Here is a 23,829-nt window from a genome sequence, read left to right on the forward strand (position 1 = left end):
TTGCGGGGCCCTTGCTCCTTGCGGCTCTTCCGGATCTCGAAGTCCATCGCATCCCCTGAACTGGGGTGTTGCGACGACCACTAGAACGGAAGAAGACATGGGGGGCTTCTTCGCTCCCCGGGCCCCGAACTGGGCGTCATCCGGCCACAACACGGCGTTATACGGTGCTTGCACACAGTGCACATGTCTTGTGATGCTATGACCGCTTTTGACGGATGACTGACCGATGAAGAGGTGGCGTTGACCGTGTCGGCCAGTACTGCGCCGCCCCAGGACGAGGTGCCCAGCCCCTCCCCTCCTGCGCCCGAGAAGCGCCGCGGCGCCGACACCCGCGCCCTGACCCAGGTGCTCTTCGGCGAGCTGAAGGAGCTGACCCCGGGCTCGCCGGAGCACGACCGGGTGCGCGGAGCGCTGATCGAGGCCAACCTCCCGCTGGTGCGCTACGCGGCCGCCAGGTTCCGCTCCCGCAACGAGCCGATGGAGGACGTGGTCCAGGTCGGCACCATCGGCCTGATCAACGCCATCGACCGCTTCGACCCCGACCGCGGGGTGCAGTTCCCCACCTTCGCGATGCCGACCGTGGTGGGCGAGATCAAGCGGTACTTCCGGGACAACGTCCGCACGGTCCACGTGCCGCGCCGGCTGCACGAGCTGTGGGTGCAGGTCAACAGCGCCACCGAGGACCTCACCACCGCCTTCGGGCGCTCCCCGACGACCGCCGAGATCGCCGAGCGGCTCAGGATCAGCGAGGAGGAGGTCCTCTCCTGCATCGAGGCGGGACGCTCGTACCACGCCACCTCCCTGGAGGCCGCGCAGGAGGGCGACGGGATGCCCGGCCTGCTGGACCGCATCGGCTACGAGGACCCGGCCCTGGACGGCGTGGAACACCGCGACCTGGTCCGCCATCTCCTGGTCCAGCTCCCCGAACGGGAACAGAGAATCCTGCTGCTGCGCTACTACAGCAATCTGACCCAGTCACAGATCAGCGCGGAACTCGGTGTGTCCCAGATGCACGTATCCCGGCTACTCGCGCGTAGCTTCCAGCGGCTGCGATCCGCGAATCGCATCGAGGCATAACCGGCGCACGGGAGCACGCGCCGGAACACACCAGCCCACGGCCGTTCGAAAGCGGGATCGATCACTCACCGGTGAGAGCGAATCGCCCAGCAGGGCGGTTCCCGACAGTTGTGCGCCGAAAGACCGTCAGACCCCTTCTTTCCAGGGCCGATTCGCAACTCACATGTCGACATGTCACTACAGCGTGTTGCCGACATGTGACATTCTGCGGGAAGAGCGTTTGCCGGAGCTCCGGCGCCGGTATTCAGGTGAAGGCTGCGTTGTCCGAAAAGGCGGCGCCGCCGCGACCGTCCCGCGACCCAAAGGGGGTGGCATGTCCGCAGACCAGGGCAGCTCGAAGGTGCTCACGCTCACGAGCGAGGCAGCGCCCAAGGAGCTCGACGCTCTCGACGTCCTCGACGGCATCGAGGGCGTCACGGCCCTCGATGCCGTGCCGGCCCAGGCCGACCCGGCCGCCGCCCCTGCCCCGGCTCCGCCGGCCGCGGCGGACATCGACACCCGGACCCTCTCCCGGTCCCTGTTCCTGCGGCTCGCCGCGCTCGACGAGAGCAGTCCCGAGCGCGCGTACGTCCGGGACACCCTGATCGAGCTGAACCTCCCCCTCGTGCGCTACGCGGCGGCCCGCTTCCGCTCGCGCAACGAGCCGATGGAGGACATCGTCCAGGTCGGCACCATCGGCCTGATCAAGGCGATCGACCGCTTCGACTGCGAACGGGGCGTGGAGTTCCCGACGTTCGCGATGCCGACGGTCGTGGGCGAGATCAAGCGCTTCTTCCGCGACACCTCCTGGTCGGTGCGCGTCCCGCGCCGGCTCCAGGAACTGCGCCTGGCCCTCACCAAGGCCAGCGACGAGCTGTCCCAGAAGCTGGACCGCTCCCCGACGGTCACCGAGCTGGCCGCCGTGCTCGGCGTCTCCGAGGAGGACGTCGTCGACGGCCTCGCGGTCGGCAACGCGTACACCGCCTCCTCGCTCGACTCCCCGGCGCCCGAGGACGACGGCGGCGAGGGCTCCCTGGCCGACCGCCTCGGCTACGAGGACAGCGCGCTGGAGGGCGTGGAGTACCGGGAGTCCCTGAAGCCGCTGCTGGCCAAGCTCCCGCCCCGGGAGCGCCGGATCATCATGCTGCGCTTCTTCGCCAACATGACCCAGTCGCAGATCGGCGAGGAGGTCGGCATCTCCCAGATGCACGTCTCCCGGCTGCTGACCCGGACCCTGGCGCAGCTCCGGGAGGGCCTCATCTCGGACTGACGGGCGGCGGGGGCCACACCCTCCCCCGAGCGCCTCCCCCGTCCGCCCCGACACACGGGCACACGGGCACAGGGCCGCCGACGCGCCGTTGCGGCAGCGTCGGCGGCCCTCGTGCGTCCGGACGGCCGGTGTCCTACTTGAGCGCGAGCCAGGCGACGGCGGCGACGACGGCCACGGCCACCACGATGCCGATGATCAGCCCGACCCGGGGCCCGGAGGAGGCAGGCTGCTGCTGCTGCCGGCCCTGGGGGCCCTCGTCGACGAACGCGCGGAACATCTGGGTGCTGCCTGCGGGGTCGTAATTGCCCTGGGGGCCCTGGGTGTTAGCCATGGCCCGAGACACTAGCGAATCCGGTGGTGCGACCCCAAGTGCGGGTCCACCGGGACAGACGGGATGCGGGCGGCCACTCCGACCAGCATATTTACGATCGCAATACTTGCCTTTGCCAAGTTTTTGCGCCGCCAGACCCCTGGTTGTTTGCCTGCAGCAACCAACCGCCTCTATGGTTGCCCTAAGCAACGAATACGGGAGGTGTGATGGCCGAACAGGCGCAGTACGAGGAGCTGGTGCGTCAGTTCAGCGCCTTCGGAGCCGTGAAACGGGACCTCGGGCGGATCCTGCCGTCCGAGTGCCCGGCCGGCTCGGCCGCCGTGCTGACCCTGCTCGGCCGCCACGGCGACATGCGCATGAGCAAGCTCGCCGAGCTGCTCTCCGTGGACATGTCGGTCACCAGCCGGCATGTGGCGCACGTCGCGGCGCGCGGCTGGATCGAACGGCACCCGGACCCCGCGGACAAGCGTTCGCGCATCCTGCGCCTGTCGCCCGCCGGTCTGGAGCAGGTCGGCGAGCTGTCCCGGCGGACCTCGAACCTGCTGGCCGAGCGGCTGGCCGACTGGACCGACGAGGAGGTCGGCCAGCTCATCGCGTTGATGGCGCGCCTGCGCGCGTCCTTCGGCGACTGCCGCTCGACCCCGGTCCGGATCCCCGCACCCGTAGTCGAAGAGACCACCCGTACACCCGCAAGCACGTAAGTAAAGGAAGCCCATGGCAACGACCACACCAGCCGGTGTGCGGGCTCACGCCAAGCACGGGGGAGGCACAGGTTCCGCCCCGATGACCCATCGGCAGATCATGGAGGCCCTGTCCGGGCTCCTGCTCGGCATGTTCGTGGCGATCCTGTCGTCCACGATCGTCTCCAACGCCCTGCCTGAGATCATCGGCGACCTCGGCGGCGGTCAGTCGGCCTACACCTGGGTGGTCACGGCCGCCCTGCTGTCGATGACCGCGGCCACTCCCCTGTGGGGCAAGCTCGCCGACCTGTACAGCAAGAAGGCGCTCGTCCAGATAGCCCTGATCATCTACGTCGTCGCCTCGATGGCGGCCGGCCTGTCGCAGAACCCCGGCATGCTGATCGTCTGCCGCGTGGTGCAGGGCATCGGCGTCGGCGGTCTGTCGGCCCTGGCCCAGATCGTCATGGCGGCCATGATCTCCCCGCGTGAGCGAGGCCGTTACTCCGGTTACCTCGGCGCCACCTTCGCCGTCGCCACCGTCGGCGGCCCGCTGCTCGGCGGTGTCATCACCGACACCTCCTGGCTGGGCTGGCGCTGGTGCTTCTACGTCGGCGTCCCGTTCGCCGTCATCGCGCTGATCGTCCTGCAGAAGACCCTGCACCTGCCCGTGGTCAAGCGCGAGGTCAAGGTCGACTGGGGCGGCGCGTCCCTCATCTCCGCGGCCGTCTCCCTGCTGCTCATCTGGGTCACCTTCGCCGGTGACAAGTACGACTGGGTGTCCTGGCAGACCTATGTGATGGTCGGCGGCTCGGTCGTGCTCGGCGCGCTGTTCGTCCTCGTCGAGGCGAAGGCCAGCGAGCCGATCATCCCGATGCGCCTGTTCCGCAACCGCACCATCACGCTGGCGTCGCTCGCCTCGCTGTTCGTCGGTGTCGCGATGTTCACCGGCACCGTGTTCTTCAGCCAGTACTTCCAGCTCGCCCGTGACAAGTCCCCGACGATGTCCGGCGTGCTGACCATCCCGATGATCGGCGGCCTGTTCATCTCCTCGACCGTCTCGGGGCAGTTCATCACCCGCACCGGCCGCTGGAAGGCCTGGCTGGTCAGCGGTGGCCTGCTGGTGACGGCCGGCCTGGCCCTGCTGGGCGGCATCCGGTACGACACCGACTACTGGAAGATGGCCATCTTCATGGCCCTGCTGGGTCTCGGCATCGGCATGATGATGCAGAACCTGGTCCTCGCCACGCAGAACCAGGTGGCGCCCTCGGACCTCGGTTCGGCCAGCTCCACGGTCACCTTCTTCCGTTCCCTCGGTGGCGCGGTCGGCGTCTCCGCCCTCGGCGCGGTGATGTCCCACCGGATCACCCACTACGTCACGGACGGCATCGGCTCCCTGAGCCCCAAGTACCAGGCCGCCATGGCCGGCTCGGGCTCCACCGACACCATCCCGGACATGGACAAGCTGCCGCTTCCCATCCGGACCCTGCTGGAGAGCGCCTACGGCCACGGCATCGCCGACGTCTTCTACATCGCGGCCGCCCTCGCCGCCGTCGCCTTCCTGATCACCCTGTTCATCAAGGAGGTCCCGCTGAAGACCAAGGGTGCGCTGGCCCAGGCCGCGGACACCGAGTCGCCCGCCCTGGACCCGGCCGCCGCCCCGGTCGTCGCCGAGGCGCAGACGGTCCCGGCCGCGGTCGCCGCGACCACCGCGTCCGACTCCGAAGGCACCGCTTTGGCGGCCGCCGCGCAGCCGGTGACCGCGGTCGCCACGGTCGCGGAGCCGGGCGCCGGCGGCGGCACCCCGGTGCACGGGTTCGTCCGCGGCGCCGAGAGCGCCCCGGTCCCGCAGGCCGCGGTCACGCTGATCTCGCTGTCCGGCCGCCAGCTCGGCCGCTCGGTCGCCCAGGGCGACGGTTCCTACGCGGTGGACGCGCCGGGCGCAGGCTCGTACGTCCTGATCGCCTCCGCGGACGGCTTCCAGCCGCAGGCCTCCACGATCGTGGTGGGCGAGGAGCCGCTGTCCTACGACATCCTGCTCAGCGGCACCAGCGGGCTGACCGGTGTGGTCCGCTCGGCCGCGAGCGCGCTGCCGGTCAAGGACGCGATGGTGATCGTCACCGATGTGCGCGGGGACCTGCTGGCCACCGCCGCCACCGGTGAGCAGGGCGACTTCGCCTTCACCGACCTGGTGCCCGGCGCGGTGACCGTCGCGGTCAACGCGAGCGGGTACCGGCCACGCGCGCTGCCGGTCGAGGTCGCCACGACCGGGGTCACCCGGATCGAGGTCGACCTGGACGCCGGCGCCCGGCTGCAGGGCGTCGTGCGGGCCCCGCACGGCGCGCTGGCCGACGCCCGGGTGACCCTGGTCGACCAGGCGGGCAACGTGGTCGGCACCGCCACCACCGGGACGGACGGGGCGTACGCCTTCGCCGACCTGGACAGCGGCGACTACACCGTCATCGCGACGGGTTACCCGCCGGTGGCCACGGCCCTGACGGTGACCGGCACCGGAGTCGACGGACACGACATCGAACTCGCCCACCCCGGCGAGTAGTCCGATTCCCGGCCCGTGACGGCGCGCGCCTCGAGCGGAGACGCGCCCGTCACGGGCCGGTTTCATACGACCGAATTATCTGGCTTTTCAGGGAGAAAACGGGATGGGACTGTCCGCGAGGATCCGTACCCGGGACGGATGGGCCGTGTCGCACGCGGTCGTCACGATGACCGACATGACCGGTGCGCAGGTGCTGCGGGCCGAGGCGGACGCCGAGGGTGCCGTACGGGACGCCACCGAGCTGACGCCGGGGGCGTACACGGTGATCGTGACCGCCGTCGGTTACGCGCCCGCCGCCTCCAGCGCCATCGTCACCGCGAGCGGGCGGGCCGAGGTCGGCACCGTCACGCTGGCCCGGCAGGGCGGCACCGAGCTGCCGCCGCCCGGCCCGTGGACCATCGACCCGGCGCACTCGTCCGTCGCCGCCGTCGCGCAGCACCTGGGGATCTCCAGCGTGCACGGGCGGTTCACGGAGTTCGGCGGGACGATCGAGATCGCCCCGGACGACGTCACCAAGTCCCGCGTGGAGGCGGTGATCCGGGCCGCGTCGGTCGACACGGGCAACGGCATGCGGGACACGCACCTGCGGTCCGCGGACTTCCTCGACGTCGAGCGGCACCCGGAGATCACCTACCGCTCCACCGGCGTGGAGGTGGCCGGCCCCGACCGCTGGACCGTGCACGGCGAGCTGTCGATGCACGGCGTGGTCCGGCCGGTCGGCCTGGACCTGGCCTACCTCGGCACCGGCGCCGACCCGTGGGGCGGCACCCGCGCGGCCTTCCGGGCGACCACCGAACTGCACCGCGAGGACTTCGCGATGAACTACAACCAGGTCCTCCAGGCGGGCATCGCCGCCATCGGCACGACCCTCAGGGTCGAGCTGGACATCCAGGCCGTGCAGGGCGAGACCCTGCCGACCGCCTGACGGAGACGGCCGACGGCCCGCCGCCACGTGTGAAGTGGCGGCGGGCCGTCGTCGTTCCCGGTGACTCAGTTCCCGGTCGCGTCATCGCCTGCTGCTCAGTCGCCGGTCGCGCCCACGATGCGCCGGGCCAGGTCCCGCAGCTTGACGTTCTCCCGTTGGGAGGCGCGGACCAGGCTCTCGAACGCCGCCGCGGCGTCGATGTCGAGGCGCTCCATGAGGACGCCGGTGGCCTGGCCGATCAGGTCCCTGGTGTGCATGGCCTCGGTGAGCTGCTCCCGGACGGTCACCGCGTTCAGGGCGAGGCTGACGTGCGCGGTGAAGAGCCGGCCGAGGCGCGCGGCGGTTTCGTCGAAGGCGCGCGGCTTGCCGGAGTAGGCGGTGAGCACGGTGAGCCGGCGCCGGTCGGCGCGCAGCCGCAGCGACAGCACCGAGCGCAGCCCCAGGTCTGCCAGCGGCTCCGTCCCCTGCTCGGACTCGCCCTCGCCGCCGTCGCCGGACAGCCGCACCACCGGCGAGCTCCACAGCCGCTCCCAGTGGGGCAGCTCCGGAGCCTCGGCGTCGCACACGACGTCATCGCTCCAGGCGACCGTACGGCGGCCCTCGGCGCGGTCGATCTCCTGGACGCCGGCGTGCTCGGCGCCGGGCAGCAGCTCCACGGCCAGCTCGACGGCGGTGCGCAGCGTGGCCTGCGGGGTGGTCGTCTCGTGCAGCCGCCGGGCGGCCAGCGTGAGCGCCTCCGCCAGCTCGAGGCCGACCGGAGAACGGGTCACGTCGAAAAAGTCAGGGGAAGCCACACGAACCTCTCGGGTGTCACAGCCTTACGGCCATGCTCAGGAGAGCTCCGCAGCACATTCCTGACTGCGAGCACACGACATCAGCACTCTAGCTGCTCCGTTGCGGTGAAGTGACGTCCGGATGATCCTGTGCCCAGCAGGGTCAGCCTCACCGGGCCCCGCTCGCCCTAGGCTGCGTCCATGGCACCGAACATCGCGACGAACACCCGTGTATCGCAGGCCGAACTGCTCGACTTCGTACGCCCCAGGCACCGCGCCATCCTGCTCACCCGCCGGGCCGACGGCAGCCCCCAGGGCTCCCCGCTCACCTGCGGGGTGGACGACTCGGGCCGGATCGTGGCCTCCACCTACCCCGAGCGCGCCAAGACCCGCAACGCCAAGCGGGACTCCCGGGTCAGCCTCATCGTGCTCAGCGACGACTGGAACGGGCCCTGGGTCCAGATCGACGGCACGGCCGAGGTCATCGACACCCCCGACTCGGTCGAACCCCTGGTCGAGTACTACCGCAACATCGCCGGTGAGCACCCCGACTGGGACGAGTACCGCGAGGCGATGCGCAAGCAGGGGAAGTCGATCATCCGGGTGACACCGGAACGCTGGGGCCCGGTGGCGACCGGCGGGTTCCCGGCGCGGCTGGCCTAGGGCCGGTCGCGAGAGCGGCCCCGGCGCCCGAAGGGCGGCCGGGCCGCACGGGGCGGCGGCCGGCCGTTCTCCCGGCCCGGCTCCGGGACGGCGGCCGGACACCGGCGGTCAGCCCCTGGCGACCATGGCCTCGATGCCGGCGATCAGCAGGTCGAGGGCGAAGCCGAAGTCCCGGTCCATCATCTCGCCGACCGTGTCGCCGCCCCGGGCCGCCATGAGGTCCCGGGACTCCCGGAACATCTCGGCGGTCCCGGGGTCCTCGGCGACCAGGCTCACGGCCTGGCGGTGGTACTCGTCGGCGCTCAGCCCGGTGTCCGCCGTCCGGGCCAGGAAGTGCGCCTCCACCGTGCCGTAGCCGTACACGAACTGGAAGACGGCCGAGATGGCGCCGGTGACGCCGTGCGCGGGCAGCCCGGCACGGCGCACGACCCGCTGGACCACGCGGGAGAAGGCCAGCGAGTTGGGCCCGATGTTGAGGTAGCGCCCGGCCAGCGGCGACAGCCAGGCGTGGCGCACCAGCAGCGACCGGTACTCGCCGGCCAGCTCCCGCAGCTGCTCCCGCCAGTCGGCGCCGTCGTCCTGCGGGTCCGGCAGCCGCAGTTCGCCGTAGACGGCGTCGAGGGCGAGTTCGAGCAGGTCGTCCTTGGTGTCGACGTACCAGTACAGGGACATCGCGGTGACGTTCAGCTCGGCGGCCAGCCGGCGCATGGAGAACCTCGCCATGCCCTCGGCGTCCAGCAGCCGCACGCCGGCCGCGGTGATCCGCTCCCGGTCGAGCCCTGAGGGCTGGCCGCCACGCCCGCCGCGCCGGGTCCTCGCCTCCAGCCACACACTGTCCCGCGCCGACCCGCCGCCGCTCCTGGCCACCGACGCACCTCTCTCGAACTCCGGTCACTGCCCGGGGCGCCGGGGCCCGGTGGCGCGACGCCGTGCCGGTACGAAGCTCCGCCGCTCGGGCGCGGCCGACCGCACACCGCCCGCAGCGGCACGCATACCCAGGCCGGCGAGTTCTTAGGCGGTCCGCGCGGGAGCCGGCCCCGACCGGGCGGCGGACGGACGCGCCGTTCACCGCACGGCCGGGACCGCGGTGAACGGCGCGTCCTGCCCGGGCGCTGCGCGTCAGCCGCTCTTCGTCAGGTCGTAGAAGGTGGCCGAACCGACCGTCACCTTCTTGAAGTTGCTCTGGACCCACGAGCTGATCCGCGACGCCGAACCGCTGCCGCCGCCCATTCCGCCGCCCATGCCGCCGCCGGCGATGAAGTAGTGGATCTTCCTTTCGGACACGTACTTCTTGAACTGGGCCGGTGTCGGGGACGGGTCGGTGCCGTTGAAGCCGCCGATCGCCATCACCGGGTCGCCGGTGGCGAGCTGGTAGCTCGCGGCGTTCTGGGAGCCGATGGAGGCGGCGACCCAGGTGTACTCGCCCGCGTCCGTCTCCAGCAGCTTCTTCGCCGCCGAGCCGACCTGCGCGCCGTCCAGGAGACCGCCGGCGCCGCCCGCGCGGCCGCCCTCGCCCATGGCGCCGCCGCCCGGGAGGCCGTTCCCGTTCTGCGGCCCCCGGCCCTGGCCCTGGGTGTTGCCGTTCCCGCCCGGCATGCCTCCGCCGGGGAAGCCCTGGCCCTGACCCGGCGGGTTCGCGCTCCCGTTCGGCGCGCCCTGCCCGCCTTGCCGGTTCCGCGCGCCCTGGCCCGGCGTCCCGCCGCCGAAGCCACCCGGCATGCCGCCGTCGCCGCCGCCCGGACGGCCGCCGCCGAAGCCCATCCTGCTCGCACCCGCCGGACCCGCCGTCGGGATGGAGCCGGTGTGCGCCGAGTCCACCGTGCTGAGGGTGTACGCGGCCGGGCCGGCCAGTGCGGCCACCAGGGCCGCCGCCGCCGCGCCGAGTGCCAGCCGCCGGGAGGTCCGCCCCGCGAAGACCAGCCCGAAAGCGGCCGCGAGGCCGCCGACCAGCACCAGCCACCTCAGCCACGGCAGGTAGTCGGAGGTGCGGTTGAGCAGGACGTAGCCCCAGGCGGCCGCGGCCACCACGGCGGCGGCGAGCGTGACCGAGGCCCAGGTCTCCCGGCGCCGCTCCCACAGCAGCCCGGCGCCCATGCCGGTGACGGCCGCGACGTAGGGGGCGAGGGCCACCGTGTAGTACTGGTGGAAGATGCCCGCCATGTAGCTGAAGACCACCATGGTGATCAGCAGCGAGCCGCCCCACACCAGGAACGAGGCGCGCGTCGCCGACGCCCGCCGGGCCCCGCGCGTCGCCCACAGGCCGGCGGCCAGCAGGATCAGCGCGGCCGGGAGGAGCCAGGAGATCTGGCTGCCGACCTCGGAGTCGAACATCCGGTCCCAGCCGGTCTCGCCCCACTGCCCCGAGCCGCCCGCGCCGCCACCGCCGCCGACGCTGCCGGTCTCGTCGCCGCTGATCCGGCCGAGGCCGTTGTAGCCGAAGGTCAGCTCGAGGAAGCTGTTGTTCTGCGAACCGCCGATGTAGGGGCGGGAGGAGGCCGGCCACAGCTCCACGACCGCCACCCACCAGCCGCCCGCCACCACGAGCGCCACGGCGGCAAGGGCGAGCTGCACCAGCCGCTTCCGCGGCCGCACCGGACCGCACACGGCGTAGACGACCGCCAGCGGCGGCAGGACCAGGAACGCCTGCAGGGTCTTGGCGAGGAACGCGAAGCCGATCGCGACGCCCGCCCACACCAGCCACCGGGTCCGCCCGTCCTCCACCGCGCGGACGACGAAGTAGCAGGCCAGCGACATCAGCAGGGCCAGCAGCGCGTCCGGGTTGTCGAACCGGAACATCAGCGCGGCGACCGGGGTGAGCGCCAGCGCAGCGCCCGCGATCAGACCGGCCGCGGGGCTGAACCGCCGCCGTACCCCGGCGTACACCACCGCCACCGTGCCGACGCCCATGAGCACCTGCGGGGTGAGGATCGCCCATGAGTTCAGGCCGAAGACCCGCACCGACAGCTCCATCGGCCACATGAAGGCCGAGGGCTTGTCGACGGTGATGGCGTTGCCCGCGTCCAGCGAGCCGAAGAAGAACGCCTTCCAGGACCTGCTGCCCGCCTGGACGGCCGCCGAGTAGAAGGAGTTGGCGTAGCCGGAGGCGCTCAGGCCGTACAGGTAGGTGGCGAGGGTGAGGGCGAGCAGGGCGAGGAAGGCCGGGCGGGCCCAGCGCGGGTCCTCGGGGCGGCCGCGCCACACCCGGGACCCGAGGGGCCGGCGGGGCCCGGCCGTTCCCGCCTCCGGCGGGGGAGCCGTCGGGGGCGGGCCCCAGGCGGCGGGGGAGCCCGGCTGGGCGGGCTGGTCGTAGTGCGTGGTCATCGAGGATCCCCCGGGTCGGTGTCGTGAGGGCGCACCGGCTGCGGCGCCATGGTGCCGTCCCTCCAGGTGCCGTCCGCGGCTTCACCGGCGCGGACCTGGGCGGTGGTCTGGTACGGGCGGTGGGCCGGGTGCGGCAGCGGACGGCGCGGCGGCGGCCCGTCCGGCCGGTACGGCTCGGTCGTGGCGCAGGCCGGCGGGGGCGCCGTGCCCCGGTCCGGCGCGGACGGGATGTGCGCGGCGGCCACGGTGCGGACCGGGCCGCCCTCCGGCCGGTCCGGGAACACCCAGGCCCTGAAGAGCAGGAAGCGCAGCACGGTCGCCGCGAGGTTGGCGGCGATGAGCACCGCCAGCTCGGTGGAGTGCGCGGGACTGCCGCCGGCCGCGCTGAGCGCGGCCAGGGAGCCGCTGGTCAGGGCGAGTCCGATGGCGAAGACGACCAGGCCCTGCGCCTGGTGCCGGACCGCGCCGCCCCGGCCGCGCACCCCGAAGGTCAGCCGGCGGTTGGCGGCCGTGTTGGCGACCGCCGAGACCAGCAGCGCGAGCGCGTTGGCGGTCTGCGAGCCGGAGAACTGCCGGAAGACGCTGTACAGCAGCAGGTAGAACAGGGTCGACAGGCCGCCGACCACGCAGAACCCGACGAGCCGGCGGGCGAGGCCCCGGGGCACGTCCTGGATCTCCCGGTCGCGCGGGTCGTCGCCGAACGGCCGGGTGAGCCGGTCCAGCGGCAGCGAGCCGGTGGCCAGTGCCCGGCCGACGCGCCACACGCCCTTGAGGTCGTCGGTCGCGGTCCGCACGATGTGCACGGTCGAGTCGGGGTCGTCGACCCAGTCGACCGGCACCTCGTGGATCCGCAGCCCCGCCCGCTCGGCGAGCACCAGCATCTCGGTGTCGAAGAACCAGCCGGTGTCCTCCACCAGGGGCAGCAGCAGCTGCGCCACATCCCGCCGGACGGCCTTGAAGCCGCACTGGGCGTCGGAGAAGCGGGCCTGCAGCGAGCCGCGCAGGATCAGGTTGTAGGCCCGGCTGACGAACTCCCGCTTGGGGCCCCGCACCACCCGTGAGGCACGGGCGAGCCGGGAGCCGATCGCGAGGTCGGAGTGGCCCGAGATCAGCGGCGCCACCAGCGGCAGCAGGGCGTTGAGGTCGGTGGAGAGATCGACGTCCATGTACGCCAGGACCGGCGCGTCGGACGCGGACCACACCGTCCGCAGGGCGCGGCCGCGGCCCTTCCGCTCCAGCCGGACGGTGGTGACCTCGGGCAGCTCCGCGGCCAGCCGCGCCGCCACCCGCGGGGTGCTGTCCGTGGAGGCGTTGTCCGCGACGGTGATCCGGAAGGCGTACGGGAAGGTGCGCGCGAGGTGCTCGCGCAGTCTGCGCACGCACGGCTGGAGGTCCTTCTCCTCGTTGTAGACGGGGATCACTACGTCCAGGACAGGCGTACCGGCGTTTCCGGCCGGGAGGTGCTCCCGCGCCGGCAGGGTGCCGGGAGAAGGGTCGGTTCGCATGGCACCGACTCTCCTCAGGCGCCCTGTTCCGCCCATGTGGTGGTGCTGTGCTGCGCCTGTGAGTGGGAGTCGTGCGGGGCCGGCGCGGGCGACGCCCGGTCCGCACCGGCATCCGGCCGCCCCCCGGCGGGGCCGAGCGCGGGCAGGTGCACGGTGAACACCGTCCGCCCGGGCACGCTGTCCACGGTCACGGCGCCGCCGTGCGCGGCCGCCACGGCCTGCACGATGGCGAGTCCCAGGCCGGTGGACCCGGTGGCGCGCGAGCGGGCCGAGTCCCCGCGGGCGAACCGCTCGAAGACGTGCGGCAGCAGGTCGGCCGGGATGCCCGGCCCGTTGTCCTCGACGTCCACGCGGATCCACGGCCCGCGCCGCTGCACGCGCGCGGTGACGGTCGTCCCCGGCGGGGTGTGGTTGCGGGCGTTGCCCAGCAGGTTGACCAGCACCTGCTGCAGGCGGGCCGCGTCCGCGGCGACCGGGGCCGGCGCGTCCGGCAGGTCGAGCCGCCAGTTGTGGTCGAGGCCGGCCGCGCGGGCGTCGCTGACGGTGTCCACGACGAGCGGCACGAGATCGGTCTGCCCGAACTGCAGCGGGCGTCCGGCGTCCAGCCGGGCGAGCAGCAGGAGGTCCTCGACGAGCAGGGTCATCCGCCCGGCCTCGGACTCGATGCGGCCGAGGGCGTGCCGGGTGTCGGGTCCGACCTGTTCGCGTCCGCGCCTGGTGAGTTCGGCGTAGCCGCGGATGGAGGCGAGCGGTGTGCGCAGCTCGTGGCTGGCGTCGGCGAGGAACTGCCGTACCCGGGTCTCGCTCCGCTGCCGGGCGTGCAGCGCGCCGTGCACGTGGTCGAGCATGCGGTTGAGCGCGGCGCCCACCCGGCCGACCTCGGTGTGCGGGTCGCACTCCGACTCCGGCACCCGCTCGCTCAGGTTCACCTCGCCGGTGTGCAGGCGGAGTTCGGAGACCCGGGTGGCGGTGGCGGCGACCCTGCGCAGGGGGCGGGTGGCGACGCCGACGAGCGCGTAGCCCGCGATGACGGCGGCGACGAGGCCGGCCGCGGTGACGCTGATCTCGACGAGGATCAGGGTGTCGATCGTGTTGTCGACCGATGCCGTCGGTACGGCGACGTAGTAGGCGCCGTTGCCGCCGGTCCGGTACTCGGCCCGGTACTCGCCGAGGCCGGGGAGGCCGACGGTGTGCTGTCCCCCGTCCTCCCGCGGAACGGTCTGCAGGGCGGCGGTCTGCGCCTCGGTCAGCGGCTTCGGCTTCATCTCGAAATCACTGGGGGACTGCTCGCCGCGCCAGGCGTCGGTGATCACACCGTTCTCGACCGTGGCCGCGACGGTGCCCTGCGGCTGCGGGCCCCTGGTGACGAAGTCGGTGAGGACCGGCGGACGCGTCCTGGGCTTCACCCCGCCCGGCGCCATGCCGCCCCGCGGCTCCTCGCCCGGCGGGCCGAAGGAGCCGGACGCGCGGGCGGCGACCTCGTCGAGCTGGCCGTTGAGCTGGTCGTACAGGTGCGAACGCAGCGCCAGCGTGGTGACCGTGCCGATCACCGCGCAGACCACGGCGATCAGCACCACCGACGCGACGACGAGCCGGGTCCGCAGGGTGCGCGGCTGCCCCGCTCGTCTCCGCGGACGCGGCCGCCGTCGTCCGCTCACGCGGCTGGCTTGATCAGGTAACCGGCCCCGCGCCGGGTGTGGATCATCGGCTCCCGGCCGGCGTCGATCTTCCTGCGGAGGTAGGAGATGTACAGCTCGACGATGTTGGCCTGCCCGCCGAAGTCGTAGGACCACACGCGGTCCAGGATCTGCGCCTTGCTGAGCACGCGCCGCGGATTGCGCATCAGGAAGCGCAGCAGCTCGAACTCGGTGGCGGTCAGGTGGATGTCGTCCCCGCCCCGCGACACCTCGTGGCTGTCCTCGTCCAGGGTCAGGTCGCCGACGACGAGCGTCGAGTCGGACCTCCGGTCGGCGGCTCCGGAGCGCCGGATCAGCCCGCGCAGCCGGGCCACGACCTCCTCCAGGCTGAACGGCTTGGTGACGTAGTCGTCGCCGCCGGCGGTGAGGCCGGCGATCCGGTCCTCCACCGCGTCCTTCGCGGTCAGGAAGAGGACGGGGACGTCGGGCAGTTCGCGGCGCAACCGCTGCAGGACGGCCAGCCCGTCCATGTCCGGCAGCATCATGTCCAGGACGACGGCGTCGGGCCGGAACTCGCGGGCCGTCCGGAGGGCGCCCTGCCCGTCGCCCGCACTCCTGATCTGCCAGCCCTCGTAACGAAGGGCCATGCTCAGCAGGTCGATGATCGACAGTTCGTCGTCCACCACAAGCACGCGGACGGGGCTCCCGTCCGGCCTCAGCAGTTCGGTGCGCCTCCGGGGCGAGGTCGTGGTCATGGCGGACACCCTGTCGGGGCCCTCTGAGAAGACGCTTTCCCCAGTCTGTGATTTCCCTGAGAAACGCACAGGCGCCTCTCAGGGAACACCTGGGTACGACCCGCTGCTCGAAGCCGTCAGAACAGCCCGTCCGGCGTCCTGGTGAACTCCCGTACCGGAACGCTCAGTTCACTGGCGTCCGACGACCGGGGCGCCACCTCCCACCCGGCCATCAGCCGGGTGTCGAGGACGACGGTCCCACGCCGCCCGCCGACCGCGAGGTGCAGGTCCGGCCCGGCGGCCGCGACCAGCTCCCCGCTCACGGCCCCGCCCGGCACCAGCTCCACGACATCGCCGCCGGCGGCCGCCGCCGGACCGAGGAGCCCGAACCGGTCCACGTGGTCCACCACCCGGCACGGCTCCCGGCCCAGCGACTCCGGCCACCCCGCGAGCGCGCCGGCCCGCGCGTGCAACTCCTCCACCTCACGCGCCCGTTCGGCCGCCGTCACGGGCAACGCCGCCCGCACGGCCCGCTTGTCGGCGTACGGGATCCGGTCCGGCACCCGGAGCGCGGCCCGCAGCAGCTCCTCGGTCCGCCGGGCGGCCATCAGCGGACCGGAGCCCAGCCAGGTGAAACAGACGGCGCCCTGCTCCAGCAGCCGTGCCGGACCGCGCTCCACGCCGGTGATGCCGACCTTGACCATGCCGGGCCCGAACCAGGCGAGGTACACCCGGTACGGCCGGGGATCGTCGGCGAGGGTGTCGGCGGCCACCGAGTGCGCCCGGTCCAGCCGCGCGCACTCCTCGCACCGGGCGCCCGTACTCCGCCCCGGCACCCCGGCCGCCACCGCACACGGGTGTCCCCGGGCCCCCACGCACCGCCGCACGGCCCCCTCCTGCACCGCGAAGGCCACCCGCTTGCCCCAGGTCAGCCCACTGCGCCGTCCGCCGTCCCAGACCAGCACGGGACCGTCCGGCGTCCACCGCAGCCCCGAACACTTCCACACGCGTCCCATCACCCGCGAGCGTAGAGGCCGCCACTGACAACACCCCCGGCACGACCGGCAGCGCCACGGTGCGCGGGGGTGCGCTCGTGGAACACGGTGCTCGGCGTGCGCCTGTGGGGCACGGGCACCGAGTGCGCCTGTGGGGCAGTGGCTCAGCACACGTGAGGGCGGCTCACTCGGCAGCGGGCAGGGGCGCCGGTTCGGCGGCCGCCTTACCCGGCACCGCCACCCGCTCCGCGCTCCGCCGCCCCCGGCCCGCCAGGCGGCAGCCGGCGCAGCCCGGGTGGCCGTCGCGGGCCTGGGTGTCACGGGACCGCAGGCTCCACTGTTCCCGCGGCCGCACGCCCGGCGGCTTGCCCCAGCCGGTCAGGTGCAGTGCCCAGGTCACCAGGACGCCCCCGGCGACGACGACCAGACCTCCGGCGACTCCCGCCGCCGAGGCGGCGCAGACGCCCCAGCCGGCCACGGCGCATCCGGTGGTCGCGACGGCGACGCCGGTCCAGCCGGCGATCGTGTGACCCTCGTCGTACAGACTCATAAGGCCGCCTCCAAGGACAGCGGTGAGTTTCCCTCACGGACTAAGGCATTTACCGACCGAATATCTCACGAGCTAAGGGATTAAGGAAGATGGACGGCACGCCCCGACCGCCCGCCGATCCGGCGCGGGCGCTGTCGGCGATGGACAACCTCATCGCCGCCCACCTGATCGGCCAGCAGGAACTGGCCCGGCGGCTGGGCCTGAACGTCACCGATCTCACCTGCTTCGGCTTCGTCCTGGAGGCCGGCGAGGAACTGCTCACGGCCGGCGACCTCGCGGCCCGGGCGCACGTGACCACCGGTGCGGTCACCGGAATCCTCAACCGCCTCGAACGCGCGGGCTACGTCACCCGCCGCCCCGACCCGGCCGACCGCCGCCGCGTCCGGGTGGCACCCGTCCCGGCCGCGGTGACCCGGGTCGAGGCGGTGTACGCGGGCCACTACAAACGCGTCATGGAGCTGTTCGCCGACTACTCCCCCGAAGAGCTGTCGGTCATCACCGACTGGTTCACCCGGGCCACGGGACTGGCCCATGAGTACCTGGAGAAGCTGAACCGCAACGACCCCCAGGAGGACTGCTGAGCGACCGCCCCACCACGAGCCGCCCCGGCACCGGCGGGCCGCGGGGCTCCGTGATCGCGGCGTTGGGCCCTCCGGCCCTACGGCCGAGAACCAATGGCCCAGGGCGCCGGGCGTCTCGCTGATCCATTCTGGCCTTGACGTGGCAATCGGCCGAGGGACGTGATCGGCATGATGTGGTACGACGGCGGGTGGGGCTGGGGCGGCTGGTTCGTCATGACGGTGTCCATGGTGCTGTTCTGGGCCGTCCTGATCGCCGGTCTGATCGCACTGGTGCGCCACCTCGCCGGTGCGCGCCATCATCAGCAACCGGGCTCGCCGCCACCGCCCGGCGGAGGCGGGTGGCAGGGCTGGGGGGCGGAGAACGTGCTCGCCGAGCGGTTCGCGCGCGGAGAGATCGACGAGGACGAGTACAAACGCCGGCTCGCGCTGCTCCGGGAGCACCGGTGACCCCGCATCACCGCCGAGCGGCCCAGCGGCGACCGCCCTGACCGCGGCGGCCCGGCGGACAGCCCCGGCGCGCATCCCGCACCTGCGGCATCGCCTCCGGCGGGGCGGCCGGGACCACGATGACGCGGAGCCGGCGACGCTGACGCGCCGATGTTGAGGCGGTGTCAGGCGTCGGCGGCACAGCGGCGGAACGCCCTTGCCCGAACCGGTCGCGCGCTATGGCACGGCGACCACGATCGCCGTCACCGGACGGGAGGCAGACGGGCCACATGTCGTCGACTGGGCAGCGGCCGAGGCCCGGCCAGGGCCAGAGGTACGGGAGCCGGAAACCGGAAGACGACTGACGTACTGGTGCACGGGCACGGAACCGCAGCCATCGGCTTGGGAAGCTCGGGTGGTCAGGGGCGGCCCGTCCCCCTTCTCTCACCCGGTCACCCCAGCTTGCGATTCGACGTCATCCTTAACAGGTCGCACGCGGGGGACCGGCGACGTCGGTCAACCGGGCCTGCGTCTCGGCCGGCCGTCCACTGAGGTACGACGTCGGCCGCTGCTGTTCGTGCCTGTTGGTGTCAGCAGCCGATGTCAGCCACCGCATGCAGCCTTGACCAGCGCGGCCATTCTCTCGGCCCTGCCAGGGACTGCCCCGATCATCTTCGGCGCCTCCTGCGACAATGCCGCGGCAGTGACGCCGGTCATGAGGCAGGGGGGAGGAACGGCATGCTTCTCTATGGGGTGCTCGCACTGATCGCGGGCAGCGCTTCCATCGTGGTGGCCTGTGGCTATCGCGGCGTGGACGTCTGGGTGTGGGACTGGTCAGACGTGACCTTTTCGCCGCGCTACAGGACGCGATGGGGGACGCCCTGGAAGAACCTTGAACGCATGAGACTGCAGTTCGGATTCGTGGGGGTCGTGTTGGTCATGGTCGGCCTGGTGACCATGACGCGCTGACGGGCGGCCCTCTGCGCTCGTCGACGCATTAGGCTTGCCACCGCGTCTGCTCGAGACGGTCAGGCCCGCCATGTTCTTGTGGACGCCGGTCAGGGTCGCCGAAAGACCATCGAGTCGGGGAACCTCACCCGCATGTGCGCCCTGCGGGCCCGGCGCGCCGGCGCCGGCTGATGCCGTTGCTGTACTTCGCTGCTGTACGCCCCTGAAACGCCGAAGGCCCCGGATCTCTCCGGGGGCCTTCAAACTGTGTGCACTCGGCAGGATTCGAACCTGCAACCTTCTGATCCGTAGGCGCGTTCACCCTCCGTTGCGTACGTCTACGTCGTCACCCGATCAGAGGCCACACTGAAAAGCCTCACTCACCGACAGCGCGAATCGCGCGTGGGCTGAACAGGGGAAAAAAAGAAGCCCGGTGCCGGGCTGAAAGAAGGGTAACCCTTCGGACTATCCGGAAACGCCGTCCACCACAGGTCAGCAGACGTGAGCCACACAGGCTCAGGTCAAGGGCCGCGAGCGACACCTCGCCGCGGGAACTCTTGGGTTGATCGTTTGAGTGCTAGATTCCTCGGCAGTGCTATTCGGCGGTCGTGTCGGATCAATAGTCGACCGTCACGGCTTTCACGCAGAGGACGGTGCGTATGACGCTACGGCGCTTTTTTGCTCTGGCGGTGGTGGGAACGGCTGCAGCATCTATTGCCGTTCCGGGCACGGCATCCGCGGCTGCTTCGGTTTCACGGACCATGACGAGCTGTAATGGTGCGCAGTTGCAGCAGGCGGTCGCGCAGGTGAACAGTGCTCCTGGCGGCGGCTCCGTCAAGCTGAAGCGAGGCTGTACCTACAAACTCACTCAAGCCGATCCGGTGGGCACGCCGAACGGCTTTGTGCAGATCACCAATAGCAGCGGCGTCACAATTCTGGGAAACGGCGCCACCATCAAGCGGGACAGTGCATCGAAGTTCCGTTTCTTCGAGGTGCTCTCGGGTGGTGTTCTCACTCTCGACCACGTCACCCTCACGAACGGTCACGCCGCCTCACCGGCGAACGCCGCCGTCGGGGGTGCCGTCTGGCTCCATGGCGGACAGGTGACGATCAGCCGGAGCTACCTGAAGCGCAACACGGCCGACCTCGAAGGCGGAGCCCTCGACAACGACAGCAGTCTGATGACAGTCGCGGACAGCACCGTGGAAGGGAATTCGGTCGTTCACCCCGCGACCAGTCCTTTCGGTGCTTTTGGTGGGGGCTTGGCTTCGGCGGCAGGCGCCATCACCGTCTTCGACAACAGCTCCATCACCAAGAACACCGTCGTCTCCCAGGGGGCTGATCTCAGCGCCGGGGGCGGCATCGAGGTGGATTCGAGCACCGTGAGGTTGAACCACTCCCTCGTGAGCCACAACCGGGTCACCGGACCCGATGCGCGTGGTGGCGGAATCGTCAGCCAGAACGGCAGCCTGGCCATGCTGGACCACACCAAGGTACTCGACAACAAGGTGACTGGTTCGGTTGCTGCTCGTGGCGGCGGCATCTACAACGACTCCACACTGACACTGACCGACAGCCCGGTCGGCGCCGACTCCCACGGGAATTCCGTCAAGAGCGACGGAGGGCCGGCGCAGGGCGGTGGAATTTTCAACGGCGGCAGCGGTACGACCACACTGATGCGCAGCCCGGTTCAATTCAATCGCGCGTCGGGGATGCCGGGAGACGGCGGTGGCATTTTCAACAGCGCGGCTACCGGTAATGTGACACTGGCGAACAGCCCGGTTCGCAAGAACAAGCCCAACAACTGCGTCAACGTCAACGGCTGCTGATGTGCCGGTGCCGTCCAGCAGGACCAACTCGGGATCCGCCTGCCGCAGAGCACGCAACAGACCAGGGGCACGGGCGGCCAGCAGCTCGATGACCGCGCTCGTGTAGGCGTGCGCGGTGCCGACCGAGACGCCGAACCCGGCGGCGATCTGTGCGAGGGGCTCGTGCTTGCGCAGGTACACCATTGTGCGTTGCGGCCAAGGTCGCTGTCACCCGATCGGTGCCCTCACTGAAAGACCTCTCCGACTGCATGCCACGCCGCTGACAGGCCGGGTACCCGCCGGCATCCTCAGCGTGTCAGCCTCCCGCATGCCATCGCCAACCGGTGGCGCGTAGGGCTTCTGCCTGCGCTCTGACGACGACTCGAAGCTGATCGGCGTCAGTTATGCCGACGTACGCCGGTTGCGCGGTTGTTTGGGCAGGATGCTTCCGATAATGGCCGCCCGGGGTTTCGATCATCCACCCGTCGGACACGGCAGCGCAGAGGAGTACAACAGCGACGGTCTCCCATGCGGGGAGCGTCGGCCACGCGCCCACTGCAAGCAGCAGCGATGTTCGGGCCGTCAGATGTTGCCCCATGACGGGAAAGCGATCCTCGTCGAAGGCGCGCAGTAGCGTCTCGTAAGCGAGGGGACCCTCCGGGGGGTCATAGGGGCCTGCAACCTTGGACCCGTCCGGCAGCAGGTCCAGCCCTGCCGAAACGCACCAGCCCATTTCCGGGTGCTCTTCCATCGCGGCGATGTCTCGGGCGAGGCCGCCAGGTGCAATCACATCGTCCGCATCCAGAGTGCGCACCAGTTCGCCGGTTGCTCGTGACAGGGCCATTGTGCGAGTCGCCCCAGCGCCGCCCTTGCTTCCCTGCCCTGGCGAAATCCAGGACTGACTCGGCAGTGCGTTCAGCGGCCTGCCCGTGGTCCCGTCTTCCTGCACGAGCCACTGAACATCCCACCCGTCGGGGAGACGATCGCGCTCATCCCGGAGGGATTCGTAGGCTTCACACAGGTACTCATCCCCTCCGTCATAGACGGGCGTAACCACGCTGATGATTCGAGTCATGACCACCGCCTCAAGGGTGTGATGTACCGGAGTTCCACGCGGTCGGCAGGCAGCGGTATGTCAGTCACTTCCACGGCCTGACCCGTCGTGGCATAGGAAACCTTCCTCACGCGGAGCACCGGGATGCCCGGGGGGATGTCTTGCTCTTCCATCTCGGCCCGGGTCGGCGCCGAGGCCGTCACCCGGTCTTCGATGCGGTCCACCTCCACGCCGACGGTGTGAAGTTGATGCAGTGCGCCGCCAGGCCAAGGCTCGCGCTGCGGGTCGAACAGTTCCGGGTTCCTACTGACGAGGCCGTGCGGCATGTAGGAGATGGACTTGCCTGCGCCTGCGCCTGCTCCTTGCTTGTGGCGACGAGTGTGGGTGCGGCGCAGTACCAGGGCGCCCGACTCCAGTCCCAGGATCTCGGCCACATCAGGCGGGGCCTGGATCACGTCCAACTGGACCTGGTTCTCATGCACGGCTGACACCGCCACGCCGGAGTCCAGTTCTGCCACGCCAGTGGTCCCGCGCTCCTCCACTGGGCGAAGGACAAGGTCCTTTTCCGTCTGGTATCGCGAGTTCGCCCGGACCTGGTGGATCGGCTGGACGCGCACTCGGGTGGTGCCGCCGGCCTTACCCGAAAGCAAGCCCCGCTCCTTGAGGACCTGCACCGCCCGGCTGGCGGTGTTTGGGGCCACGCTATGCAACCCAGCCAGCTCATTCACGGTGGGAAACCGGTCACCCGGCGCGTACTCCCCCCTCCGGATCGCCGTAGCCAGCACCTCCGCAAGCTCCAGATACTTCGACGGGTTCGCCATGGCTGCACTCTCTCACCCGATCAACCCACAGGCGACGACCAACCCAAGTTGAGCCAATCCATCTTGCGTTGGTTGTTCACGTCGCCACTACCCCTGCATCACTGCCATAGCGGCAAATCCATCGCAAGATGCTTCATCCAAACTGGTTCATTGGTCCCCGGAGGGCTCTGAGAGGGGCTCGAAGGACGCGCAAGTTCCTGGACAACCGCATGGGGATCACGCCGCCTCTCCCCGGCCGGGTAGGCGGCCACACGGGGGCCCGTGTGAGGTACGGCGCAACTCAATCTCCGCAGCTCAGGCTGCGGCCGGTTGCCTCCACTGCTCGTCTCGTAGCTGGACGCCCGCCGTATCCGGCCGGGCCGCCGCCGGGTGCTGACGGTGCGTCGCGCCCTGGCCAACCACGCCGTAGGCGCGGGCCGGGGCTGTGCGGCGTGAGCGAACGGGAGACGGCGCGGGAGTTCACCGCGCAGATGTCGTGCGGGACGGCCGGGGGCGGTTGTACGTCGTGCTGCTCGGCACGACGGAGCGGTGCCCGGAGTTCACGTTCGGCCGGCGCCATGCGGTGCCGACGCTCACGGAGCGCTCACGCGCGCTCGATCGGCCCGGGTTCGAACCGGTCGCGGGCGGTGAGTGGGCGTGGTCGGAGGACGGTGAGATGCCCGACGACCCCGGCACTGCGGTCGTCCTGATCGCCGCGCCCCGGGTCCGTTCACGGGCGGGGGTGGTCGCGTGAACGCCGAGCATGTCGTTCAGCGGAGCGTGCGCTGTCGGCCGGGACGTGGCTGATCGTGGCGGGGGCGATGCTGTATTCGGTCCTCACCGTGACCCCGCTGGCAGCCCAGCACACCCCGGATCGGTGGGACTGGACCGCCCCGATTCTGCCGCTTGTGGTGGATGCGGCGGTGGTCATCGTGGTCCGCCTGGACGCGGTCCTCGCCCGACTGGGTGGTCACGGCGGCCGGTGGCCCATCGCCCTGCGGTGGATGACCGGCTGCATGACCCTGGCACTCAACGTCGCAGACTCCGCGACTGAACGAATCAGGAGAGGACTCAGACGGCGAGCAGGACCCGAACACCAACGACTGATCGGCATTCCGGGCTGCGTTGATGACGCTCCTATAGGCCGTCAAGCGGTCTGTGTGAGTGGTTTCGGTGTGTCGCGGGGACGGGTGAGGTGCCCGTAGACCTCGCGGGCGA

General features: G+C 71.2%; 23 protein-coding genes and 2 pseudogenes. 13 read left to right on the forward strand and 12 right to left on the reverse strand.

Translation table 11 applies throughout. From position 1 onward, the window contains the following. Nucleotides 1–240 precede the first annotated feature (240 nt). Both ACFQ9Z_RS38885 and ACFQ9Z_RS38890 read left to right on the forward strand, forming a co-directional pair. On the forward strand, nt 241–1,077 hold the full coding sequence (locus ACFQ9Z_RS38885; protein WP_383031752.1) for an RNA polymerase sigma factor SigF: 837 nt from the start codon (nt 241–243) through the stop codon (nt 1,075–1,077). 313 nt (nt 1,078–1,390) lie between these two features. Continuing rightward, nucleotides 1,391–2,326, forward strand: a complete 936-nt coding sequence (locus ACFQ9Z_RS38890) for an RNA polymerase sigma factor SigF (protein WP_383031689.1) — start codon at nt 1,391–1,393, stop codon at nt 2,324–2,326. 133 nt (nt 2,327–2,459) lie between these two features. Here ACFQ9Z_RS38890 and ACFQ9Z_RS38895 read toward each other — a convergent pair whose 3' ends face one another. Next, entirely contained in the window at nt 2,460–2,657 is a 198-nt protein-coding gene (locus ACFQ9Z_RS38895; RefSeq protein WP_174266210.1) for a hypothetical protein, read from the reverse strand. Nucleotides 2,658–2,863: 206 nt separating this feature from the next. On the opposite strand from ACFQ9Z_RS38895, the gene ACFQ9Z_RS38900 reads away from it, so the two are divergent. From ACFQ9Z_RS38900 to ACFQ9Z_RS38910, 3 genes are all read left to right on the forward strand, one after another. Further along, nucleotides 2,864–3,358 (forward strand): MarR family winged helix-turn-helix transcriptional regulator, encoded by a 495-nt coding sequence (locus ACFQ9Z_RS38900; protein WP_383031694.1) that lies wholly within the window; start codon nt 2,864–2,866, stop codon nt 3,356–3,358. Between the two features lie 13 nt (nt 3,359–3,371). Then, on the forward strand, nt 3,372–5,891 hold the full coding sequence (locus tag ACFQ9Z_RS38905; protein WP_383031697.1) for an MFS transporter: 2,520 nt from the start codon (nt 3,372–3,374) through the stop codon (nt 5,889–5,891). A 103-nt stretch (nt 5,892–5,994) separates the two neighbouring features. Then, on the forward strand, nt 5,995–6,816 hold the full coding sequence (locus ACFQ9Z_RS38910; RefSeq protein WP_383031700.1) for a YceI family protein: 822 nt from the start codon (nt 5,995–5,997) through the stop codon (nt 6,814–6,816). A 95-nt stretch (nt 6,817–6,911) separates the two neighbouring features. On the opposite strand, the gene ACFQ9Z_RS38915 is transcribed toward ACFQ9Z_RS38910, so the two are convergent. After that, nucleotides 6,912–7,586, reverse strand: coding sequence for an ANTAR domain-containing protein (locus tag ACFQ9Z_RS38915; RefSeq protein WP_383031703.1), 675 nt, complete (start codon nt 7,584–7,586; stop codon nt 6,912–6,914). Nucleotides 7,587–7,790: 204 nt separating this feature from the next. On the opposite strand from ACFQ9Z_RS38915, the gene ACFQ9Z_RS38920 reads away from it, so the two are divergent. Beyond that, entirely contained in the window at nt 7,791–8,252 is a 462-nt protein-coding gene (locus ACFQ9Z_RS38920; protein WP_383031707.1) for a PPOX class F420-dependent oxidoreductase, read from the forward strand. Nucleotides 8,253–8,360: 108 nt separating this feature from the next. Here the strand turns inward: ACFQ9Z_RS38920 and ACFQ9Z_RS38925 are convergent, their stop codons facing one another. The 7 genes from ACFQ9Z_RS38925 to ACFQ9Z_RS38955 form a co-directional block, all read right to left on the reverse strand. Then, nucleotides 8,361–9,119, reverse strand: coding sequence for a TetR/AcrR family transcriptional regulator (locus ACFQ9Z_RS38925; RefSeq protein ID WP_383031711.1), 759 nt, complete (start codon nt 9,117–9,119; stop codon nt 8,361–8,363). 252 nt (nt 9,120–9,371) lie between these two features. Further along, complete coding sequence (locus tag ACFQ9Z_RS38930; RefSeq protein WP_383031714.1) at nt 9,372–11,573, reverse strand: glycosyltransferase family 39 protein; 2,202 nt, start codon at nt 11,571–11,573, stop codon at nt 9,372–9,374. Beyond that, nucleotides 11,570–13,078 (reverse strand): glycosyltransferase, encoded by a 1,509-nt coding sequence (locus tag ACFQ9Z_RS38935; protein WP_383031717.1) that lies wholly within the window; start codon nt 13,076–13,078, stop codon nt 11,570–11,572. The genes ACFQ9Z_RS38930 and ACFQ9Z_RS38935 overlap by 4 nt, the downstream gene beginning before the upstream one ends. A gap of 14 nt (nt 13,079–13,092) precedes the next feature. Then, nucleotides 13,093–14,736, reverse strand: a complete 1,644-nt coding sequence (locus tag ACFQ9Z_RS38940; RefSeq protein WP_383031720.1) for a sensor histidine kinase — start codon at nt 14,734–14,736, stop codon at nt 13,093–13,095. Further along, nucleotides 14,733–15,470: a response regulator transcription factor gene (locus ACFQ9Z_RS38945; protein WP_383031725.1), complete on the reverse strand. Its 738-nt coding sequence runs from the start codon at nt 15,468–15,470 to the stop codon at nt 14,733–14,735. The genes ACFQ9Z_RS38940 and ACFQ9Z_RS38945 overlap by 4 nt, the downstream gene beginning before the upstream one ends. A 116-nt stretch (nt 15,471–15,586) precedes the next feature. Beyond that, nucleotides 15,587–16,465, reverse strand: a complete 879-nt coding sequence (locus tag ACFQ9Z_RS38950; protein ID WP_383031728.1) for a DUF2797 domain-containing protein — start codon at nt 16,463–16,465, stop codon at nt 15,587–15,589. A gap of 163 nt (nt 16,466–16,628) precedes the next feature. Then, entirely contained in the window at nt 16,629–16,994 is a 366-nt protein-coding gene (locus tag ACFQ9Z_RS38955; protein WP_383031731.1) for an HGxxPAAW family protein, read from the reverse strand. An 89-nt stretch (nt 16,995–17,083) separates the two neighbouring features. On the opposite strand from ACFQ9Z_RS38955, the gene ACFQ9Z_RS38960 reads away from it, so the two are divergent. The 4 genes from ACFQ9Z_RS38960 to ACFQ9Z_RS38975 all read left to right on the forward strand — a co-directional run bounded on the left by ACFQ9Z_RS38960 (nt 17,084) and on the right by ACFQ9Z_RS38975 (nt 20,778). Continuing rightward, nucleotides 17,084–17,575, forward strand: coding sequence for a MarR family winged helix-turn-helix transcriptional regulator (locus tag ACFQ9Z_RS38960; protein WP_383031734.1), 492 nt, complete (start codon nt 17,084–17,086; stop codon nt 17,573–17,575). Between the two features lie 168 nt (nt 17,576–17,743). After that, on the forward strand, nt 17,744–18,022 hold the full coding sequence (locus tag ACFQ9Z_RS38965; RefSeq protein WP_383031736.1) for an SHOCT domain-containing protein: 279 nt from the start codon (nt 17,744–17,746) through the stop codon (nt 18,020–18,022). A 717-nt stretch (nt 18,023–18,739) separates the two neighbouring features. Then, nucleotides 18,740–18,970 (forward strand): hypothetical protein, encoded by a 231-nt coding sequence (locus ACFQ9Z_RS38970; protein WP_383031739.1) that lies wholly within the window; start codon nt 18,740–18,742, stop codon nt 18,968–18,970. A 638-nt stretch (nt 18,971–19,608) separates the two neighbouring features. After that, on the forward strand, nt 19,609–20,778 hold the full coding sequence (locus tag ACFQ9Z_RS38975; protein ID WP_383031758.1) for a hypothetical protein: 1,170 nt from the start codon (nt 19,609–19,611) through the stop codon (nt 20,776–20,778). Nucleotides 20,779–20,784: 6 nt separating this feature from the next. Here the strand turns inward: ACFQ9Z_RS38975 and ACFQ9Z_RS38980 are convergent. From ACFQ9Z_RS38980 to ACFQ9Z_RS38990, 3 genes and pseudogenes are all read right to left on the reverse strand, one after another. Next, nucleotides 20,785–20,961 (reverse strand): annotated as a pseudogene (locus ACFQ9Z_RS38980) (transposase family protein); the annotation flags it as partial. 112 nt (nt 20,962–21,073) lie between these two features. Further along, nucleotides 21,074–21,832: a glycosyltransferase gene (locus tag ACFQ9Z_RS38985; protein WP_383031742.1), complete on the reverse strand. Its 759-nt coding sequence runs from the start codon at nt 21,830–21,832 to the stop codon at nt 21,074–21,076. Next, nucleotides 21,829–22,632, reverse strand: a complete 804-nt coding sequence (locus tag ACFQ9Z_RS38990; RefSeq protein ID WP_383031745.1) for a GntR family transcriptional regulator — start codon at nt 22,630–22,632, stop codon at nt 21,829–21,831. The genes ACFQ9Z_RS38985 and ACFQ9Z_RS38990 overlap by 4 nt, the downstream gene beginning before the upstream one ends. 333 nt (nt 22,633–22,965) lie before the next feature. On the opposite strand from ACFQ9Z_RS38990, the gene ACFQ9Z_RS38995 reads away from it, so the two are divergent. The 3 genes and pseudogenes from ACFQ9Z_RS38995 to ACFQ9Z_RS39005 form a co-directional block, all read left to right on the forward strand. Continuing rightward, nucleotides 22,966–23,067, forward strand: a complete 102-nt coding sequence (locus ACFQ9Z_RS38995; protein WP_383031755.1) for a hypothetical protein — start codon at nt 22,966–22,968, stop codon at nt 23,065–23,067. Nucleotides 23,068–23,107: 40 nt separating this feature from the next. Beyond that, nucleotides 23,108–23,365 carry a DUF6303 family protein gene (locus ACFQ9Z_RS39000; protein ID WP_383031749.1) on the forward strand — a complete coding sequence of 86 codons (258 nt, stop codon included), beginning with the start codon at nt 23,108–23,110 and terminating at the stop codon, nt 23,363–23,365. Nucleotides 23,366–23,396: 31 nt separating this feature from the next. Further along, nucleotides 23,397–23,669 (forward strand): annotated as a pseudogene (locus ACFQ9Z_RS39005) (DUF2637 domain-containing protein); the annotation flags it as partial. Nucleotides 23,670–23,829 lie beyond the last annotated feature (160 nt).

This window comes from Streptomyces sp. NPDC056580 (assembly GCF_042793175.1).
GTDB lineage: Bacteria > Actinomycetota > Actinomycetes > Streptomycetales > Streptomycetaceae > Streptomyces.

Bases quoted from the DNA above. Each gene is read 5' to 3' on its own strand.
- ACFQ9Z_RS38890 (WP_383031689.1), top strand. From the start codon at position 1,391: ATGTCCGCAGACCAGGGCAGCTCGAAGGTGCTCACGCTCACGAGCGAG.
- ACFQ9Z_RS38895 (WP_174266210.1), bottom strand. From the start codon at position 2,657: ATGGCTAACACCCAGGGCCCCCAGGGCAATTACGACCCCGCAGGCAGC.
- ACFQ9Z_RS38900 (WP_383031694.1), top strand. From the start codon at position 2,864: ATGGCCGAACAGGCGCAGTACGAGGAGCTGGTGCGTCAGTTCAGCGCC.
- ACFQ9Z_RS38905 (WP_383031697.1), top strand. From the start codon at position 3,372: ATGGCAACGACCACACCAGCCGGTGTGCGGGCTCACGCCAAGCACGGG.
- ACFQ9Z_RS38910 (WP_383031700.1), top strand. From the start codon at position 5,995: ATGGGACTGTCCGCGAGGATCCGTACCCGGGACGGATGGGCCGTGTCG.
- ACFQ9Z_RS38920 (WP_383031707.1), top strand. From the start codon at position 7,791: ATGGCACCGAACATCGCGACGAACACCCGTGTATCGCAGGCCGAACTG.
- ACFQ9Z_RS38930 (WP_383031714.1), bottom strand. From the start codon at position 11,573: ATGACCACGCACTACGACCAGCCCGCCCAGCCGGGCTCCCCCGCCGCC.
- ACFQ9Z_RS38935 (WP_383031717.1), bottom strand. From the start codon at position 13,078: ATGCGAACCGACCCTTCTCCCGGCACCCTGCCGGCGCGGGAGCACCTC.
- ACFQ9Z_RS38945 (WP_383031725.1), bottom strand. From the start codon at position 15,470: ATGACCACGACCTCGCCCCGGAGGCGCACCGAACTGCTGAGGCCGGAC.
- ACFQ9Z_RS38950 (WP_383031728.1), bottom strand. From the start codon at position 16,465: ATGGGACGCGTGTGGAAGTGTTCGGGGCTGCGGTGGACGCCGGACGGT.
- ACFQ9Z_RS38955 (WP_383031731.1), bottom strand. From the start codon at position 16,994: ATGAGTCTGTACGACGAGGGTCACACGATCGCCGGCTGGACCGGCGTC.
- ACFQ9Z_RS38960 (WP_383031734.1), top strand. From the start codon at position 17,084: ATGGACGGCACGCCCCGACCGCCCGCCGATCCGGCGCGGGCGCTGTCG.
- ACFQ9Z_RS38965 (WP_383031736.1), top strand. From the start codon at position 17,744: ATGATGTGGTACGACGGCGGGTGGGGCTGGGGCGGCTGGTTCGTCATG.
- ACFQ9Z_RS38970 (WP_383031739.1), top strand. From the start codon at position 18,740: ATGCTTCTCTATGGGGTGCTCGCACTGATCGCGGGCAGCGCTTCCATC.
- ACFQ9Z_RS38975 (WP_383031758.1), top strand. From the start codon at position 19,609: ATGACGCTACGGCGCTTTTTTGCTCTGGCGGTGGTGGGAACGGCTGCA.
- ACFQ9Z_RS38985 (WP_383031742.1), bottom strand. From the start codon at position 21,832: ATGACTCGAATCATCAGCGTGGTTACGCCCGTCTATGACGGAGGGGAT.
- ACFQ9Z_RS38990 (WP_383031745.1), bottom strand. From the start codon at position 22,632: ATGGCGAACCCGTCGAAGTATCTGGAGCTTGCGGAGGTGCTGGCTACG.